Source organism: Octadecabacter arcticus 238 (assembly GCF_000155735.2).
GTDB classification, from domain to species: domain Bacteria; phylum Pseudomonadota; class Alphaproteobacteria; order Rhodobacterales; family Rhodobacteraceae; genus Octadecabacter; species Octadecabacter arcticus.
The window spans coordinates 616,152-633,821 of the sequence record NC_020908.1; the positions used below are offsets into that span (position 1 = coordinate 616,152).

Below are 17,670 nucleotides of genomic sequence, written 5' to 3' on the forward strand. Positions count from 1 at the left end.
GCAAACTTGATAATAGGCTTTGCAAAATCACGTGTCGAGGGATGGGATGCGATTAGGCCTCAACCACCGAAGCGCGGCGCATCACCCACAGCGCGCAGACAACAGAGGCAAGTGTCGTCAGCAGCATCAAAATGATCAGCGGTCGCGCGCCCGTGTCTGGTCCAAGAACGAAGCCCGCGATCACTGACAGTGCAGCACCACCACCGATCATGAACGCACCGCCAAGCCCCGCTGCAGACCCCGCAAGGGCAGGGCGCACAGATAGCATTCCGGCATTGGCGTTTGGCAAAAGGATACCGTTCCCAAGGCCAATGCAGATCATAAATCCAAAGAAAACAAGTGGGTAACTGAAACCAGCGAGGTCAAGCAGCATCAGTGTCGACATGCCCGCAACCGTCAAAAGCGCGCCAATCAGCACCATTCGGTTGACCCCCACACGCACCGAGTACCGGCCCGACAGACCGTTGCCGATCAGATAGCCAATCGCGGGTGAGCCAAAATAAAGGCCAAGCTCGGCAGGTTCCATTGCGAAGACCTCCGTGCCAACAAAAGGCGCGCCGCCAAGGTAGGCAAAGAACGCACCGGATGCGAAGGCTGCCGCGAGGCAGTAGCCCCAGAACCGCTGTGATGTCAGCAGCTTGGGATATTCGCGTACTTGTGCGGCAAACCCGCCTTCGCGCTTGATGAATGTCTCTCCCTGATCGAAATACAGCAATATAAGCAGCAGCAACCCGCCGCCTGCCAACATCCAGAACGAGGCCTGCCAGCCAAATGCTTCGTCCAATACGCCACCCACAGCGGGGCCCATCATCGGAACAATCGACATGCCCATCGTGACGTAGCCGATCATAGAAGCGGCCTGATCTTGTGGCACCATATCGCGCACAACGGCGCGGCTGATCACGAAACCTGTGGCGATTGCCGTCTGCAGCAGTCGAAAGATCAAAAAGACTGTAAAATTAGGGGCATAGACGGCGCCAACGCTTGCAATCGTAAAGATGACAACAGTGCCAATCATCACGGGTCTGCGGCCGTACCGATCTGAAAACGGGCCAATTGCGACTTGTACCAGCGCTGTCGTCGCGAGGTAGGCAGAGACTGACAATTGCATCAGCGCGTATTCGACGCCAAAATGTTCTGCCATAGTAGGTAGCGACGGGAGAAACACGTTGAGCGATAGCGCCCCTATGCCGGCCATCAGGATCAAGGTTGCAATGTGGGGCGGAGTCGTGCGGTCAAGAAACCGTGTTTTTGGGAATGAGGACATGTATCAATCGTTAGTCCTGCCTCACAACATCGTCCACCGAAATCGTTATAGGTATTGCCGCACAGCGTCTGTGCGAATTAGCTAATTTGCAAATAGACATACTTGCTAAGGTGTTCGTTTGCAAATTTGCGAGAAGGGACTCGGATCGCCCCGCGTTTGCAGCTAGTTTGCGCAAAACGAAGGGGACAGATTTATGACCGACATCCTGCAAGAACTTGAAGACCGCCGCGAAGCCGCCCGTATGGGCGGGGGGCAAAGACGTATCGACAGCCAACACTCCAAAGGCAAATTGAGCGCGCGAGAGCGGATTGAGTTGTTGGTCGATGACGGCAGCTTTGAAGAGTTTGACACCTTCGTTGCCCACCGCAGCACCGATTTCGGGATGGAAAAAAACCGCCCCGCTGGCGACGGTGTTGTCACAGGTTGGGGGACGGTCAATGGCCGCCAAGTTTATGTGTATTCTCAGGATTTCACTGTTTTGGGTGGATCGGTGTCCGCCACCCACGCCGCCAAGATTACCAAGATCATGGATATGGCGATGCAGAACGGCGCGCCAATTATCGGCATTAACGATTCAGGCGGCGCGCGCATCCAAGAAGGCGTCGACAGCCTTGGCGGGTATGGTGAAATCTTTCAACGCAATATCATGGCGTCCGGCGTGGTGCCGCAAATCAGTCTGATTATGGGCCCATGCGCCGGCGGTGCAGTCTACTCCCCTGCGATGACCGACTTTATCTTTATGGTCAAAGACAGCTCCTATATGTTCGTGACCGGACCCGACGTGGTTAAGACCGTCACAAATGAAGTCGTCACAGCAGAAGAATTGGGCGGCGCGACCACCCATACCCGCAAATCGTCCGTTGCGGATGCTGCGTTTGAGAACGATGTTGAGGCGATCGCCGAAGTGCGTCGACTTGTCGACTTTTTGCCGCTGAACAATCGCCAAAAGCCGCCGGTTCGTCCGTTTTTTGATAACATCGACAGGATTGAACCCAGTCTTGATACACTGATCCCTGATAACCCGAACCAGCCCTATGATATGAAGGAGCTGATCCATAAGATCGCTGACGAGGGCGACTTTTATGAGATTCAGGCGGCTTTTGCAGGAAATATTCTGACAGGTTTTATCCGCCTCGAAGGGCGTTCTGTTGGCGTGGTTGCCAACCAGCCGATGGTATTGGCGGGCGTGCTTGATATCGACAGTGCCCGCAAAGCCGCGCGGTTTGTGCGGTTTTGTGATGCCTTCGAAATCCCGATCCTCAGCCTTGTGGATGTGCCCGGTTTCCTGCCCGGTGTGACGCAGGAATACAACGGCGTCATCAAACACGGCGCGAAGTTGCTGTTCGCATATGGCGAAGCGACGGTGCCAAAGGTCACGATCATCACCCGCAAAGCCTACGGCGGCGCCTATGTGGTCATGTCATCCAAGCATCTGCGCGGCGACATCAACTATGCATGGCCCACCGCGGAAATCGCGGTGATGGGGGCCAAGGGTGCGACGGAGATCATTCACCGCGGTGATCTTGGTGACGCCAATAGAACGGCAGCGCACACGAAAGACTATGAAGCCCGTTTTGCCAATCCGTTTGTGGCGGCTGAACGCGGCTTCATCGACGAAGTCATCACTCCGTCCGCGACTCGCAAACGGCTTTGCCGTGCGTTTGCCGGATTGCGGGGCAAAAAAATGCAGATGCCGTGGAAAAAACATGACAACATTCCGCTTTAAGATGCAGCGCCCAAACGTGAAGATTGGTGTACAGGTTGTGTACGCGGTGTGTACGCTGTGTGCCACGTCTGTGTTGGCCGCTGAAACGGGTGCAGACAACATTCCTGTGCCGTCCGGACAGGCGTTGTCGTTCATTGAATTCATTTCTGAGGCTGAAGGCGACACAGTGCGTTTTCGCTTTCTGACACCTGACATTGGCACTGCATTCGACTACATAGATGTGGCCGCTGATTTCCAAACGGTCTGCGACGACCAAGTGATACCCGTGCTGGACGCAAATGCACTTGCGCCCAGTCAGATCGTGCTGTCCATGTCGGCTGTGGATATCCCCTTTGGTGAGGATCGTCCGGACATTCTGCAGTTTTTTGAAATTTTTAGGCCTGAAAATGGCACCTGTATCTGGGAGGAATTCTGATGCATCCACAATATGTTGCGACCCAAAGCTCATCCACACGGTTTATTGATGCAGCGGAGTCACAGGCTTTGGCATCGAAAACCGTCTCGTATCTTTTCAACAAGTTCCGCGCTAGTTTTCCACAGGGTTACACCCAAGTAGCCTACCCTCAGAAAACGCGGGGGAACCGACATAGTGTTGGCAACCTTCGCGTGGAAAACAGAGACAGGAGCCTACAATGCAAAAGAGCATCAAGAGCCTTTTTGCCGTTTCCCTGCTTGCCCTCGTGGCGGCATGTGGTGGCAGCAACAATGCAGGTGACGTTGAGGAATTTGTGGTCATTGACCCAGTTCCAGTCACCATCGAGCCGGTTTTCACTGGTAAGTATAACTAAGCTGACATCGGGGCAGGCGGCAGCGCCTGTCCCAACCAAGACAAGATTCCGCACATCCCTTATCGGAGGGTTTGCATGATGGAAAAGCACCGTGGATTCCCAAGCCGCCTTCCGAGTTCCGATTTTCAGTTCACCATTCGCCAAGCAGTCAAAAAGGGCCTGCCGGCCAAGTTGTTCAAACGCGAACGCTATGCGGATCGCCGACCTGCGGATCGCCGTGCGGACGAAGGGTTTATGTGGGCACTGAAAGAACACTTTGGCGATCAGACATTTGCGCGCGGAAACCTTGATGCTGGCCGTTTGAATTTCGTCTTCGGACGCGAAGTCATCCCGGCGGGAGATCCCTTTGATCCTGAAAGCTATGACGCGCTGCTCAAGCTCGACTTGCGCAGAACCGAACAATCATTCCCTGAGATTTTTCGGCCCGATTGGGCCCCTGGGCAAGATTGATGTCAAAGTCATTGAAACAGACCGGAATGCGCGACATATGGCCGACCGATGCACAACTTTGGCGGGAATTGGCCCAATATGCAGGGGTATCGATCACGGTGAATGACAGCTCGTTTGGACTGTGCAAGTCTATATTTGTGGATAGGTCGCCAATCAATCGGCCTTCGACACATTGTCAATACCGTTACCCTTCCCTTCGTCGGTCTGGTCTATCTTGGTCCAGACCGACACCCCTTTCGCACGATTTATCGGGACCTTTTCGCCGTTTCATAGAGTTGGCGCAGAAAACGCTTGTGTTGAACGCACAAAGTGCGGATTCTTTGATACTTAAAACCAAGCAAAAAAAGGGCAGTAACCAATGCTTCACTTCCGTCTTATTCTCGCCGCTGCGGCCATCGCGTCGCTCTCGGCATGTCTTCTCGACTCCGATCTTGAGCGCGGCATTGCCGGCGCTGCAGCCGGCGCCGTCGTCGCGAATGCGCTGGGTGGCGACGCTGTCACGGGTGCTATCGCAGGTGGCGCTGCTGGCGCGCTGTGTGACGAAGTCACGCGCATCTGCCAATAAGCAAAAAACGCCCGTTTCTATAGGCGCGACTAGTAACTTTGACCGCCGTTCAGGATATTTCCTGCGCGGCGGTTTTGCATTTTAAGGGGCCAAAAATGTTCAAGAAAATCCTGATTGCCAATCGCGGCGAAATTGCCTGCCGTGTTATCAAGACGGCCCGCAAGATGGGCATCAAAACCGTCGCTGTCTATTCAGATGCGGATCGAAATGCGCTGCACGTTAGAATGGCAGATGAGGCGTATCACATCGGCCCATCGCCAGCCAACCAGTCCTACATCGTGATCGACAAGATCATGGAAGCGGTCAAAGCAACGGGCGCTGAGGCTGTGCATCCGGGTTATGGTTTCTTGTCCGAGAATTCCAAATTCGCCCAAGCGCTGGCGGCTGCGGGCGTTGCTTTTATCGGGCCACCTGTGGGTGCAATTGAAAAGATGGGGGACAAGATCACCTCCAAAAAGATTGCCCAAGAGGCGAATGTGTCCACAGTTCTGGGCCATATGGGGCTGATTGAAGACGCTGAAGACGCCGTAAAGATTTCCAATCAGGTTGGTTATCCGGTGATGATCAAGGCGTCAGCGGGTGGTGGCGGTAAGGGTATGCGCATCGCGTGGGACGACGCGGGTGCGCGTGAAGGGTTCCAGTCCTCCAAAAATGAGGCCGCAAATTCGTTTGGCGATGATCGCATTTTCATTGAGAAATTCGTCACCCAACCGCGCCACATCGAAATCCAGGTGCTGTGCGACACCCACGGCAATGGGATCTATCTGGGCGAGCGGGAATGTTCGATCCAACGGCGCCAGCAAAAGGTCATCGAAGAGGCCCCGTCGCCGTTTCTGGACGAAGCCACCCGCAAAGCGATGGGGGAGCAATCTGTCGCGCTGGCGCAGGCGGTGGATTATGCATCTGCGGGGACAGTGGAATTCATCGTTGATGGCGATCGCAATTTCTACTTCCTTGAAATGAATACACGTTTGCAGGTGGAACACCCTGTGACCGAACTGATCACGGGTGTTGATCTGGTCGAACAGATGATCCGCGTCGCGTACGGAGAAAAGCTGTCCATGACCCAAGACGACGTCACATTGACAGGTTGGGCGATGGAAAGCCGCCTCTATGCAGAAGACCCGTATCGTGGCTTCTTGCCCTCCATTGGTCGCCTGACGACCTACCGTCCGCCGTCCGAAGTTGCGGCAGGGCCCATGGTCACAAATGGCAAATGGCAGGGCGACGCTGCGATTGGCAAGCACGCGGTGCGCAATGACACAGGCGTCTATGACGGCGGCGAAATCAGCATGTATTACGACCCGATGATCGCCAAGCTGTGCACGTGGGCCCCGACGCGCGCCGAGGCGATTGAAGAAATGCGCCACGCGCTTGATAGCTTTGAAGTTGAAGGGATTGGTCACAACATCCCGTTTCTGAGTGCTGTGTATGACCATGAAAAGTTCATGTCCGGCAATATGACGACCGCGTTCATCGAGGAAGAGTTTCCAGACGGGTTCGACGGGGTCACGTTACCAGACGCAGCGCTTGATCGGATCGGCGCGGCTGCCGTTGCGATGTATCGAGTCTGCGAAATCCGGCGTGCGCAAATCAGTGGGCGGATGGACAATCATGAACATGTCATCGGTAAGGATTGGACTGTTACGCTCAGCGGACGCGTGTTGACGGCACAGGTAGAGGCTGACCGTGAGGGCGCTACTGTCACAATTGATGGCGCAGCATTCCGCGTCGAAGGCAACTGGACTCCGGGGCAGTCATTGGCAAAGTTGTTGGTGAACGGCGACCCCTTGGTGATGAAGGTCGCCTTGATTTCAGCTGGGTTTCGCGTGCGGTATCGTGGGGCCGATCTGACGGTTCGTGTGCGCACAAAACGTCAGGCGGAACTGGCTGCGTTGATGCCTGAAAAACTGCCACCGGACACGTCCAAACTGCTGCTGTGTCCGATGCCCGGTTTGATCGTCAAAATCGACGTAAACGTGGGTGACGAAGTGCACGACGGTCAAATACTCTGCACCGTTGAAGCGATGAAAATGGAAAACAATTTACGGGCTGAAAAGAAGGCAATTGTGACAAAAATCAATGCGGTCGCTGGTGACAGTCTTGCGGTGGATGACGTGATCATGGAGTTTGAATAACTTTTGGATCTTGTCCTGCATATCGGCGCGCACCGCACTGGCTCGACGATGGTCGCGCAGTCGCTTGCGGCGACAATCGCGACGCATCCTGATTGTGGTGTGGCGCTGTGGGGGCCCCGCCGTTTGCGCGACATTCCGGGGTTTCAGGTTGCCACGCAGCGACTGGATGAAGACATGGAACCTATCGACAAAACCGCAGCGATTGGGCTGGATCAGTTGGCGTCCCTTATCGCGCGTGATGTGGCCAAGGAACGTGACCGAGGCATTCACACGCTAATCCTGTCGGAGGAAAATTTCATCGGTGGGATGCGAAACAACTTTCAGACTGGCGTGTTTTATCCGGACGTAGCGCATCGGCTGGCGTCTTTTGACAGTCTTTTGCCAATGTCGCCCCTGCGGGTGGCCTTGGGCGTGCGCGAATACGGCGCTGTTTGGACGTCTGCCTATCATTATCAACCGCAGTCGGGCCGCGATGTTCCCGACCTTGCGCGCGCGCGCGCGACTTTGATGGATCATAAACGCGGCTGGCTGGAGGTTGCGAACGCCGCGCGTAAGGTTTGGCCAGATGCTGAGGTGATGATGTGGCAACAAGAGCATCTGGTGTCGAGCGGTGCGCAAATCTGCGCGCAAATTATGGGGCTTCGCGCGGATCAAATTGTGATGCCAACAGGAAAAGTGAATGCCCGCAAGTTAACGACAGCGCGCCCGACTGTTTTTTCAAGCGAAGAACGAAAGCATCTGTCGCACCGCTATAATCGCCACCTTAGGCGAATGCAGTCAGCGGGGAACATCCTTTGGGTCGGAGGCAACCCCGAATGATAAATTATGGCAGCGCCCTGCGGTCATCGACCTCTTGTTCGCGAAGCGGCATCTTGTCGATGGTTCGGCTGATTTCACGTACGCTCCATGGTCCCGGTTTGCGCAATTCGACTTCACCATCCTTGCCCATGATCACCAACATGAACCCGCGCGGTCGCAGGCGCAGGCGCAAATCGCTTCGCGCGTCGGGGTCGGTGTCGGTCACGACGATCACATCGCGTTCAGCCAATTCGTCAGGCCGCGCGGAAAGCATATCCATTTGCTGGCGAAATCGCGGGTCATCGGGGCTGTCTGCAAAGACAACAACCGGACGTGCCAGCCAAATAAAATCGTCGATATCCAGTGAGGCAGCATCAAAAGCGATCGATCTGTCATCGTTCCACAAGACAGGAGCGGACGTGACCTCGGCCTCCTGCGCGACCGCAACAGTGGCCGCCAAACCCCAAGAAATTATAGCTAAAATTCGGATCATAGAACTCCCCTTCATTCCCGATATAGGGGGCGGGAGCCGAAAGGCTAAGGGCAATTCGTTCATTGCCCATAACAAATCTGACATCGCCACCATCACAACGCCCCGCCAAAATCACGATCATGGCCCTCCGAGCCGCGATTTTGTGTGGCCGACTGCCGATGACAATGGGCTTGCCCGCGATCTTGTCACGGATATCCACACGGGTGGCCACCACCCGCAACGCGCCCTGACAGGGCTAAAGAAACATGCACTTCGTCCCCGACGCGGTGAATTTGAGAGGACGAACTGATGGGATCGAAAAAAGAATGGGCCGAGCGGGCGCAAGCTGAACTTCGCGGCAGGCCACTGGATGATTTGATGTGGAAAACCATCGAAGGGATCGATGTCCAGCCGGTGTACGGTGCGGACGATATCGCGGGTCTTGATCACCTCGGCTCGCTTCCCGGGGAAGCACCATTCACCCGTGGCGTCAAAGCCACGATGTATGCGGGCCGCCCGTGGACCATTCGCCAGTACGCTGGGTTTTCAACGGCTGGGGAAAGCAACGCGTTCTACCGCAAGGCATTGGCGGCGGGACAGCAGGGCGTTTCCGTTGCCTTCGATCTGGCGACCCACCGCGGCTATGACAGCGACCATCCGCGTGTGGTTGGCGATGTCGGCAAGGCTGGCGTCGCGATTGATAGCGTCGAGGACATGAAAGTGCTGTTTGACGGTATCCCGCTGGATAAGGTCAGTGTGTCGATGACGATGAACGGTGCAGTGATCCCGATCCTCGCGAGTTTTATCGTCGCAGGCGAAGAACAGGGGCACGACCGTTCCGTGCTGTCTGGCACGATCCAGAACGACATCCTGAAAGAATTTATGGTGCGCAATACTTATGTGTATCCGCCAGAACCATCGATGCAGTTGGTCGCGGATATCATCGAATTCACCGCCGACGAGATGCCGAAATTCAATTCGATTTCGATCAGCGGCTATCACATGCAAGAAGCGGGCGCGAACCTAGTACAAGAACTCGCGTTCACGTTGGCGGACGGGCGCGAATATGTGCGCACGGCAATCGCGCGGGGCATGGATGTGGACAAGTTCGCACCGCGCCTGTCGTTCTTCTTTGCAATCGGTATGAACTTCTTCATGGAGGCCGCAAAACTGCGCGCCGCACGCTTGTTGTGGTCCCGTATCATGGCGGAATTTGAACCGAAGTCCGAGAATTCAAGCATGCTGCGCACACACTGCCAGACGTCCGGTGTCAGCTTGCAGGAACAGGACCCCTACAACAACGTGGTGCGCACCGCGTATGAGGCGATGGCAGCCGTTTTGGGCGGCACGCAATCCTTGCACACCAATGCTCTGGACGAAGCGATGTCTTTGCCCACGGAATTTGCAGCCCGCATCGCACGTAATACGCAGTTGATTTTGCAGGAGGAAACAGGCGTCACCAATGTCGTTGATCCGCTGGCGGGGTCGTATTACGTCGAAAAGCTTACCGCTGATCTGGCAGACGCGGCATGGGAAATCATTCAAGAAGTCGAAGACATGGGTGGCATGACCAAAGCCGTGGCGTCCGGCATGCCAAAGCTGCGGATTGAGGAATCTGCCGCCAAACGCCAAGCGATGATTGATCGTGGCCAAGAAGTGATCGTGGGGGTGAACAAGTATCGATTGGACAAAGAAGACCCCATCGACATCATGGACATCGACAATGACGCTGTGCGGATCGGCCAAGTTGCGGGCCTGAAAAAGCTGCGCGAAACCCGCGATCAGCTGGCCTGCGACGCGGCATTGGTTGAAATTGAACGCCGCGCACGCGACGGCGGCAACCTGTTAGAGGCCGCGATTGATGCGGCCCGTCATCGTGCATCTGTCGGGGAAATCAGCATGGCTATGGAAAAGGTATTTGGGCGCCACCGCGCAGAGGTAAAGACATTGGCGGGCGTTTACGGTGCTGCCTATGAGGGCGATGAAGGCTTCGCCGCGATCCAGAAAGACATTGAAGACTTCGCCGAAGTCGAGGGGCGCCGCCCGCGCATCTTGGTCGTAAAAATGGGCCAAGACGGGCATGATCGCGGTGCCAAAGTCATTGCGACGGCGTTTGCCGATATCGGGTTTGATGTGGACGTCGGACCCTTGTTTCAAACGCCGGAAGAAGCGGCGCAGGATGCTGTAGACAACGACGTGCATGTTATCGGAATTTCGAGCCAAGCAGCAGGTCATAAGACACTGGCCCCCAAGCTGATCGAAGCGCTGAAAGCGGCCGACGCTGAGGACATCCTGGTGATCTGTGGTGGCGTTATCCCGCAGCAAGACTATGAATTTTTGATGAAAGCTGGCGTTAAGGCAATTTTTGGACCGGGCACGAATATCCCCGATGCGGCGCGCGATATTCTGCGTTTGATCCGTGCGACCCGAAAGCCTTAGGCTTTGCGGCTAGATCATCTCGCGATTGCGGCTGAGACGCTTGAAGACGGCGTTGCTTGGGCCGAAGTCCGGCTTGGCGTGTCGTTTCAGGCAGGCGGCAAACACGCGCGATACGCCACGCACAATCGGCTTTTGGGGCTGGCGGACGGGCTGTATTTAGAAGTCATCGCCGCCGATCCGAACGCGAGCTGTGATGGTGCGCGTTGGTTCGGGCTGGACAAGTTTTCTGGCCCACCTCGATTGGTGAACTGGATTTGCGAACCGGATGATTTCCACGAATTTATGGTCTATGGCATGCGCAAAGTGGCGATGGAGCGTGGTGATTTGCGCTGGGATATGGGCGTTCCACCGGACGGGAGTGTGCCCTTGGACGGTGGCTTTCCAACAGTTTTGCACTGGCACACCGATACACCACCTGGTCGCAGTCTTGCCCCGTCCGGTTGCGCGCTGCAGACCCTCACAATTGCCCATCCGCAGGCAGATGATATTAAAAATGCGCTTTCAGGTAAGTTGACGGACCCGCGTGTTCGATTTGTCGGCGCACAGGAAATCCAGCTCAGCGCGGCGTTTGAAACACCGCGCGGCGTGGTGACATTGTGATCGTACGCGCGGCAACGTCCGAAGACGCGGCAACGATAGCAGCGATCTGGAATCCGCAGATTTTGGATACGGTGGTGACATTCAATTCGGTGCCCAAATCCGATCATGAAATCGCCGATTTGATCGCGCAGCGACCGTGTTTCCTGGTGGTTGAAGCCGAAGGAAAAACTGTAGGTTTTGCCAGTTATGACCAGTTTCGCGGCGGAATTGGCTATGCGCACGCGATGGAACACACCATCATCCTTGCGCCTGAGGCGTCGGGGCGGGGCGCGGGTCGGGAGTTGATGCGGGCTTTGATGGATCATGCCCGCGCGGCGGCGGTTCATACGCTTTGGGCAGGCGTGAGCGCTGAAAATTCCGCAGGTGTGGCGTTTCACAGTGCGCTAGGGTTCAAAACCGTCGCAGTGTTGCCGGAAGTTGGGCGAAAGTTCGAACGCTGGATGGATCTTGTTTTGATGCAAAAACGGCTCTGACATCCAGCGCACAATTGGTTAGAGTCGCTCCATGTCGATTTGGACCCGAATAACCGATGCGCTGTCTGCGCTGACCGCTGGCGAAAGCCTGTCGGATGTTTTTGCGAACCTGCGCACGCCGCCCGAACGCTCTGTCGCGTTTGCGATTGCGGTGATCGCCCTAGGCGCAAAAATGGCAAAGGCAGACGGACAGGTCACCCGCGATGAAGTCGCCGCCTTTCGCGAAGTATTTACAATTCCCAAAGGCGAGGAACGGAATGCAGGTCGCCTGTTCAACCTTGCCCGCACTGACGTCGCTGGGTTTGAGGATTATGCCCATAAAATCAAGGCGATGTATGGGGATGATCGCACCGCGCCCTTTTGTGATTTGATGGAAGGGCTGTTTCATATTGCCCTTGCAGATGGCTATTATCACCCGGATGAGGATGCATTCCTGAACCGTGTGGCGCAAATTTTTGGGCTGCCCGATGTGCAATTCAAACGGCTGCGCGCGCAGTTCGTTCCTGATGCCGACCGTGATCCATATGATGTGTTGGGTGTCAGCCCAAACACGCCAATGGCAGACATGCGCAAGGCGTGGCGGCAATTGGTGCGCAATACACATCCGGACCGGATGATGGCGCGCGGGGTGCCGCAAGAAGCGGTGAAGATGGCCGAAAAAAGGATGGTTGCGATCAACCGCGCGTGGGACGAGATTAACGAACGTCAAAACGCGTGAAGATCGCCACCTATAATGTTGAATGGTTTTCGAACCTTTTCGACAATGCTGGTAACTTGTACGACGATGATCGCTGGTCGGGCCGCTGGGATGTGACCCGCGCGCAGCAGACTGCCGCGTTGGGCGCGGTTTTTGCAGCATTGGACGCAGATGGTATCATGGTCATCGAAGGGCCAGACAGCCACGCAAAGCGCGACGGCGCAGCAGCGCTTGAAGGGTTTGCCGCACGTTTCGGGCTCAGGGCGCGCAAGGCTATCATTGGCTATGTCAATGATACACAACAGGAAATTCTGTTTCTGTATGATCCTGATGTGTTAAATGTGCGCCACGATCCACGCGAAGATGGCGCGCCGCGTTTTGACGGCGCGATCAAGATGGATCTCAACGTGGATGCGGAAGCGGAGGACGTCCATTGGTCCAAGCCTCCCCTCGAACTCGCCGTGACGCATACGTCTGGCACGGATTTCCGACTGATCGGCGTACATGCCAAATCCAAAGCCCCCCACGGTGCAAAAACGGACGCCGAGGTCATGCGGATATCAATTGCAAACCGGCGCAAACAATTGGCGCAGTGCATTTGGTTGCGCCGGCGGGTCGAGGCACATCTGGCGGCAGAGGACAATTTGATCGTCTTGGGCGACTTTAACGACGGCCCCGGCTTGGATGAGTACGAGAAATTGTTTGGACGGTCCGGGGTCGAAATTGTGCTGGGCGAAGGTGAGGGTGAGCAGCTGTTTGATCCGCATGCGCGCATGGCGTTGTCGCAGCGCATTGGTGCGGTGCCGGTGACGGCGCGGTTCACAGTTGGTCCTGACAGGCGATTTTTGTCAGCCCTTCTGGATTACATCATGGTTTCGCAAGGCGTGCGGACGATGGGCGCCGAATGGGCAATCATGCACCCGTTTGATGACCCCAAATGCTTTGCTGACAAAGACCTGTGTGCAGCGTTGTTGACAGCCTCAGATCATTTCCCCGTGGTGTTAGACATCCCGCTTTGAGTTGAGAATCCGGTTTGCGCGCTCTATATTGAGTGTATGAAACATATCATCCTCGCTGCCTGCCTTGTCCTGCCATTGTCCGCATCCGCCCAACAAGAGAGCGAGATTGACGATGGGTTTTCATTGATGGAGGAAGGCGCAAAGCTGCTGTTTCGTGGCATCATCGCAGAGATGGAGCCCGCCATTGACAACTTTTCTTAGTTGGCTGAGGAATTGCAGCTAGCGCTGGACATGCTGGCGTTCGAGATGGGACCAGCGTTCCTGGAGTTGATTCAAGCCCTTGATTCTGTTCGATATTATGAGAGGCCGGAGATACTGCCAAACGGTGACATCATCATACGCCGCAGCCCCGATGCGCCGGAGTACAGTCCGCCCATCGATGATGGCGACAGCATCGACCTTTAGTCCGCTTTTACACGCCGCGCGCCTTTGACCCGAACGGTGACGTCCGCCCCCAGCGACGCGGCGAGGGAGTCCAGACGTGCGCGCGCGACTTCACCAAACAGCGGCGACGCGGCCTCTTTGAGGATGAGTTCAAGCTGGTCAGATTTAGCGGAATATTTTAATGTTCCGGGCTGTTCATCCGCCTTGATCCACAACATTGCGCCCAACCGCATGGCTTTGCCCAAAACTTCGGCGCTGCGCTGATCATGCGGGTCCAGCAGACCGAACAGCGGTTCAAAACGCGATCCGTCACGTTTGTTGGTATAGCGGTGCAGCAAAGCAATCCCGAGGAACACCCGCTCAGAGTGTTTCAGCCCGCCAAGGTTGGCACGTGTCGCATTGTCAAAGACGACTTCGTGGCGGTAATCGGGGTGGGCGCGCCAGCTGACATCATGCAGCAGACAGGCGGCGCGGATGATGCGTTTGCGCTGCGCACTGGCGCGGCCAAACAACGGCATGACGAAATAATACAGCGTGCGCCCGAACCCCGGCAAACGGGCGTCTTTGGCTTCGGCGAATCGGCAGGCTTCGATCAGTGGATCACGTTCGCGCAATTCGGACGGCATTTGTTCGTACAACATGCCTTCGCGAATGCCGTAGCTGGAAATTGCAATGTCTTTGGGTTTGAACCGTGCCACCACATCGCGCAGCACATGGACCGCGTAGGGCACCAGCGACATGCGGCTGTCTGATATGTTGCAGCGCGTGCGCAGCTCCGACAGATCACTTTGTTCTATGTATTTCAATGTCTTGGACACACGTCCCGGTGTCATCCGATATTCGTGCAGCACCGTCAGCGGATAGCCGCGGCGTTCCATATCAATGCGCGCAATCGCACGCCAAGACCCGCCGACAAGAAACAACCGCTTGCCGGTTTCTTCGCCCATTTTGGTGAATAAATCGTCAACCGTATCCTTGATAAAGGCGCGGCGTTTCTTCTTGCTGGTCATCTCACGCAGTTTAAGTGGACCAAGGCCGGACGTGACGCGCCGCCCGACGCGACCTTCAAGCAGGACTGCCAATTCCATCGACGAACCGCCGATGTCACAGACCAAACCGTAGCTGCTTGGCCAACCCAGCAGGACGCCTTGGGCTGACAATCGCGCTTCTTCCTGACCGTCAATCACCCAGATTTTCAGGCCCGTCTCGCGCAACACATCGTCTCGAAATTCAGGTCCATCGTCGGCTTCGCGCACGGCGGCGGTCGCCACGGCGGTCAGCGGCCCGATATCAAGCCCCTTGGCCAGCGCGACAAATCGGCGGATTGCGGACAATGCACGCACGCGGCCTTCGGGGTTCAAACGGCCGGATTCCGCCATACCTGCGCCAAGACCGGCCATGATCTTTTCGTTGTAGAAATATGCCGGACTGCGCGCTGCACCGTCAAAAATCACCAGACGGACGGAGTTTGAACCGACGTCGATCACACCGACCCGCGACAGCGCGCGCGCTTTGGGATCGTTAAAGATCGGCCGCCCGAAGGGACCCCAGTCAATCGTGTCATCAGCGGTTTCGCGTGCGTCCATTCTCGTCCCCCGTCGCTTGTCTCGACCATGGCCAGCGGCCAAAGTCGAGTCAATCAGGCGTCTGCTTATCTTCTGTATGCGTAAGCTGTGGCACGTCGGACGCACCGGCAGATCCGCGCCCCGACAAAGACGGGTTTTCCATGAAAAAACGATGGCAATTAAACGCAAATGTCCCGTCTTCAACATCTGCGCGTTTGAAACTACCGTCCGGTCCCATGATCCAGCTTTGCGCTACATCCGCGAGGTTTGCAGCCATGATCTGGCTGACGATCTGGGCTTTGACAGTGTTGTTGGTGATTTCAACGAGGGTTTCGACCCGCCGGTTCAAATTCCGGCTCATCCAGTCGGCAGATGAAATGAAGACTCGGGACTTTTTTGCAGGCAATCCGTAGCCGTTGCCAAAACACACAACCCGCGAATGTTCCAAGAAACGGCCAACGATGGATTTGACGCGAATGTTTTCGCTTAGGCCCTTGATACCCGGGCGCAACCCACAAATACCGCGCACAATAAGGCTAATTTTCACGCCTGCTTGGGATGCGGCATAAAGCGCGTCAATCACGTCGGGTTCAACGAGGCTGTTCATTTTGGCCCAGATTGTGGCGGGCTTTCCGACGGTTGCGTGGTCTGCCTCAGCCGCGATCAGGTCGAGCAGTTTTTTCTTTAATGTCAGCGGCGAAATTGACAGATTTTCGAGGTTTTCTGGCTGCACATATCCCGACAGGTAGTTGAACACCTTTGTGGCATCGCGCCCAAGGGCTGCGTCACAAGTGAATAAGGACAGGTCGGTGTAAATGCGGGCCGTGATTGGGTGGTAATTGCCCGTGCCGTAGTGGGTGTAGGTGACCAACTCGTCGCCCTCACGACGCACCACAGTTGATATTTTTGCGTGTGTTTTCAAGTCCATGAACCCGTACACCACGTGCGCGCCTGCGCGTTCCAGACGGCGCGACTGACGAATGTTGGCCGCTTCATCAAAGCGCGCTTTGAGCTCAACCAGCGCCGTCACAGACTTGCCGTCTTCAGCCGCTTCGCACAAGGCTTCGACGATGGGTGATTGTTTGGACGTGCGATACAGCGTCTGTTTGATCGCCACAACATTAGGGTCAAGCGCCGCCTGTTTGAGGAACCGCACAACCATATCAAACGTCTCATAGGGGTGGTGCAGAAGCATGTCCTTTTGGCGAATTGCCGCGAACATATCGCCATCGTGGTCTTGCACGCGTTCAGGAACCCGCGGCGCAAAGGGCGGCCACAAGAGGTCGGCGCGCGCGTCGATCACCAGTTCGTTAATGTCGGCCATGCCGATGACGCCGTCAATTTCCACGACTTCGTCTTCGGCCACGTGCAGTTCTTGCATGATCAAGCTGCGTAACCCTTTGGGCGCGTTTGCCGACACGCGCATGCTGACGACTTCACCGCGGCGGCGGCGCTTCAAGGCAACTTCAAATTCGCGAACAAGGTCTTCGGCTTCGTCTTCAACCTCAAGATCGCTGTCGCGCAACACACGAAAGGCGCAGGAACCTTTGACTTTGTATCCCGGGAACAGCCCATCAAGGTTGTCCATGAGCAGTTCTTCAAGGGGGAGGAACCGGTGACCATCCTCGGATGGGCAGGCGATATAGCGGTCGATTTGTGCCGGTACAGGCAGTAAGGCCCGCAGCGCGCGCTTGTCTTTCTTGCGTTCCAGTTCCAGCGCCAATGCGAAGCCTTCGTTGGGCAAAAACGGAAAGGGGTGCGCTGGATCGATGGCAAGCGGCGACAACACGGGAAACACTTGGCGAAAGAAAACGTCCTTCAGGTATGTGCGGTCGTCATCGGACAGATCAGCGCGTGTCAGAATGGTGATGTTTTCACGTTCCATTTCGCGGTGCAGGCTGATGAAAACACGTTGTTGGTTGGCAAGCAGGCTGCGGGTGTTCTGATCGATAAGCGTCAATTGTTCGGCGGGGGTCAGGCCGTCCATCGACGGGGCCGTCTTGCCCGCATGGGCCAGTTCGCGCAAGCCAGCTACGCGAACGGTGTAAAATTCATCCAAATTGGTGGCCGAAATGGACAGAAACCGGACTCGTTCCAACAACGGCACGCGCGGATTTTCAGCTTCTTCCAGCACACGCCAATTGAAGCCCAGCCAGCTGAGTTCGCGGTTAAAGAACCGTGCGGGGCCGGTCATATCGCCTTCGACCATTTGTGGTTCGGCGAAATCAGCCTTTAGAAAATCTGCCTGTGTCATCAGTGCTCTATACTTTGGTAATAAGACGGGAAGGT

17 protein-coding genes are annotated in these 17,670 nt (G+C 56.0%); 13 read left to right on the top strand and 4 right to left on the bottom strand.

Going from position 1 to position 17,670, the window contains the following annotated elements:
* Positions 1-52: 52 nt before the first annotated feature.
* On the bottom strand, positions 53-1,267 hold the full coding sequence (locus OA238_RS03200) for a multidrug effflux MFS transporter (protein ID WP_015494056.1): 1,215 nt from the start codon (positions 1,265-1,267) through the stop codon (positions 53-55).
* Positions 1,268-1,460: 193 nt separating this feature from the next.
* Between OA238_RS03200 and OA238_RS03205 the strand changes: the two genes are divergently transcribed.
* From OA238_RS03205 to OA238_RS03230, 7 genes are all read left to right on the top strand, one after another.
* Positions 1,461-2,993 (top strand): acyl-CoA carboxylase subunit beta, encoded by a 1,533-nt coding sequence (locus OA238_RS03205; protein WP_015494057.1) that lies wholly within the window; start codon positions 1,461-1,463, stop codon positions 2,991-2,993.
* Positions 2,974-3,408 (top strand): DUF6497 family protein, encoded by a 435-nt coding sequence (locus OA238_RS03210; RefSeq protein WP_051076368.1) that lies wholly within the window; start codon positions 2,974-2,976, stop codon positions 3,406-3,408. The genes OA238_RS03205 and OA238_RS03210 overlap by 20 nt, the downstream gene beginning before the upstream one ends.
* Positions 3,409-3,625: 217 nt before the next feature.
* Entirely contained in the window at positions 3,626-3,781 is a 156-nt protein-coding gene (locus OA238_RS32475; protein WP_187293138.1) for a hypothetical protein, read from the top strand.
* A 78-nt stretch (positions 3,782-3,859) separates the two neighbouring features.
* A complete protein-coding gene (locus OA238_RS03215) occupies positions 3,860-4,231 on the top strand; it encodes a hypothetical protein (protein ID WP_187293187.1) in 372 nt (123 codons plus the stop codon).
* A 358-nt stretch (positions 4,232-4,589) separates the two neighbouring features.
* Positions 4,590-4,796, top strand: a complete 207-nt coding sequence (locus OA238_RS03220; protein WP_044036206.1) for a hypothetical protein — start codon at positions 4,590-4,592, stop codon at positions 4,794-4,796.
* A gap of 95 nt (positions 4,797-4,891) precedes the next feature.
* Entirely contained in the window at positions 4,892-6,934 is a 2,043-nt protein-coding gene (locus tag OA238_RS03225; RefSeq protein WP_015494060.1) for an acetyl-CoA carboxylase biotin carboxylase subunit, read from the top strand.
* A gap of 3 nt (positions 6,935-6,937) precedes the next feature.
* On the top strand, positions 6,938-7,753 hold the full coding sequence (locus OA238_RS03230) for a hypothetical protein (protein ID WP_015494061.1): 816 nt from the start codon (positions 6,938-6,940) through the stop codon (positions 7,751-7,753).
* Between the two features lie 4 nt (positions 7,754-7,757).
* On the opposite strand, the gene OA238_RS03235 is transcribed toward OA238_RS03230, so the two are convergent.
* Positions 7,758-8,225, bottom strand: coding sequence for a DUF4174 domain-containing protein (locus OA238_RS03235; RefSeq protein WP_015494062.1), 468 nt, complete (start codon positions 8,223-8,225; stop codon positions 7,758-7,760).
* A gap of 288 nt (positions 8,226-8,513) precedes the next feature.
* On the opposite strand from OA238_RS03235, the gene scpA reads away from it, so the two are divergent.
* Genes scpA through OA238_RS33450 form a run of 6 tightly spaced genes read left to right on the top strand, consistent with a single transcriptional unit; the run spans position 8,514 to position 13,633 of the window.
* On the top strand, positions 8,514-10,643 hold the full coding sequence (gene scpA / locus OA238_RS03240; protein ID WP_015494063.1) for a methylmalonyl-CoA mutase: 2,130 nt from the start codon (positions 8,514-8,516) through the stop codon (positions 10,641-10,643).
* Positions 10,644-10,646: 3 nt separating this feature from the next.
* A complete protein-coding gene (locus OA238_RS03245) occupies positions 10,647-11,243 on the top strand; it encodes a VOC family protein (protein WP_015494064.1) in 597 nt (198 codons plus the stop codon).
* The gene (locus tag OA238_RS03250; protein WP_044037851.1) at positions 11,243-11,716 is read left to right on the top strand and encodes a GNAT family N-acetyltransferase; all 474 of its coding nucleotides are present in this window, start codon (positions 11,243-11,245) and stop codon (positions 11,714-11,716) included. The genes OA238_RS03245 and OA238_RS03250 overlap by 1 nt, the downstream gene beginning before the upstream one ends.
* A gap of 31 nt (positions 11,717-11,747) precedes the next feature.
* Positions 11,748-12,434, top strand: a complete 687-nt coding sequence (locus tag OA238_RS03255; RefSeq protein ID WP_015494066.1) for a molecular chaperone DjiA — start codon at positions 11,748-11,750, stop codon at positions 12,432-12,434.
* Entirely contained in the window at positions 12,431-13,432 is a 1,002-nt protein-coding gene (locus OA238_RS03260) for an endonuclease/exonuclease/phosphatase family protein (protein ID WP_015494067.1), read from the top strand. Before OA238_RS03255 ends, OA238_RS03260 begins: the two co-directional genes overlap by 4 nt.
* Positions 13,433-13,468: 36 nt before the next feature.
* Positions 13,469-13,633 carry a hypothetical protein gene (locus OA238_RS33450; protein WP_245581431.1) on the top strand — a complete coding sequence of 55 codons (165 nt, stop codon included), beginning with the start codon at positions 13,469-13,471 and terminating at the stop codon, positions 13,631-13,633.
* Positions 13,634-13,833: 200 nt separating this feature from the next.
* Here the strand turns inward: OA238_RS33450 and OA238_RS03270 are convergent, their stop codons facing one another.
* Both OA238_RS03270 and OA238_RS03275 read right to left on the bottom strand, forming a co-directional pair.
* Complete coding sequence (locus OA238_RS03270) at positions 13,834-15,402, bottom strand: Ppx/GppA family phosphatase (protein ID WP_015494068.1); 1,569 nt, start codon at positions 15,400-15,402, stop codon at positions 13,834-13,836.
* Between the two features lie 49 nt (positions 15,403-15,451).
* Positions 15,452-17,635: an RNA degradosome polyphosphate kinase gene (locus tag OA238_RS03275; RefSeq protein WP_015494069.1), complete on the bottom strand. Its 2,184-nt coding sequence runs from the start codon at positions 17,633-17,635 to the stop codon at positions 15,452-15,454.
* Positions 17,636-17,670 lie beyond the last annotated feature (35 nt).

Excerpts from the sequence above, each read along its gene's own strand:
- OA238_RS03210 (WP_051076368.1), top strand. The coding sequence starts at position 2,974 with ATGACAACATTCCGCTTTAAGATGCAGCGCCCAAACGTGAAGATTGGT.
- OA238_RS03270 (WP_015494068.1), bottom strand. The coding sequence starts at position 15,402 with ATGGACGCACGCGAAACCGCTGATGACACGATTGACTGGGGTCCCTTC.
- OA238_RS03200 (WP_015494056.1), bottom strand. The coding sequence starts at position 1,267 with ATGTCCTCATTCCCAAAAACACGGTTTCTTGACCGCACGACTCCGCCC.
- OA238_RS03275 (WP_015494069.1), bottom strand. The coding sequence starts at position 17,635 with ATGACACAGGCAGATTTTCTAAAGGCTGATTTCGCCGAACCACAAATG.
- OA238_RS33450 (WP_245581431.1), top strand. The coding sequence starts at position 13,469 with ATGAAACATATCATCCTCGCTGCCTGCCTTGTCCTGCCATTGTCCGCA.
- OA238_RS03235 (WP_015494062.1), bottom strand. The coding sequence starts at position 8,225 with ATGATCCGAATTTTAGCTATAATTTCTTGGGGTTTGGCGGCCACTGTT.
- OA238_RS03225 (WP_015494060.1), top strand. The coding sequence starts at position 4,892 with ATGTTCAAGAAAATCCTGATTGCCAATCGCGGCGAAATTGCCTGCCGT.
- scpA (WP_015494063.1), top strand. The coding sequence starts at position 8,514 with ATGGGATCGAAAAAAGAATGGGCCGAGCGGGCGCAAGCTGAACTTCGC.
- OA238_RS32475 (WP_187293138.1), top strand. The coding sequence starts at position 3,626 with ATGCAAAAGAGCATCAAGAGCCTTTTTGCCGTTTCCCTGCTTGCCCTC.
- OA238_RS03220 (WP_044036206.1), top strand. The coding sequence starts at position 4,590 with ATGCTTCACTTCCGTCTTATTCTCGCCGCTGCGGCCATCGCGTCGCTC.
- OA238_RS03205 (WP_015494057.1), top strand. The coding sequence starts at position 1,461 with ATGACCGACATCCTGCAAGAACTTGAAGACCGCCGCGAAGCCGCCCGT.
- OA238_RS03215 (WP_187293187.1), top strand. The coding sequence starts at position 3,860 with ATGGAAAAGCACCGTGGATTCCCAAGCCGCCTTCCGAGTTCCGATTTT.
- OA238_RS03255 (WP_015494066.1), top strand. The coding sequence starts at position 11,748 with ATGTCGATTTGGACCCGAATAACCGATGCGCTGTCTGCGCTGACCGCT.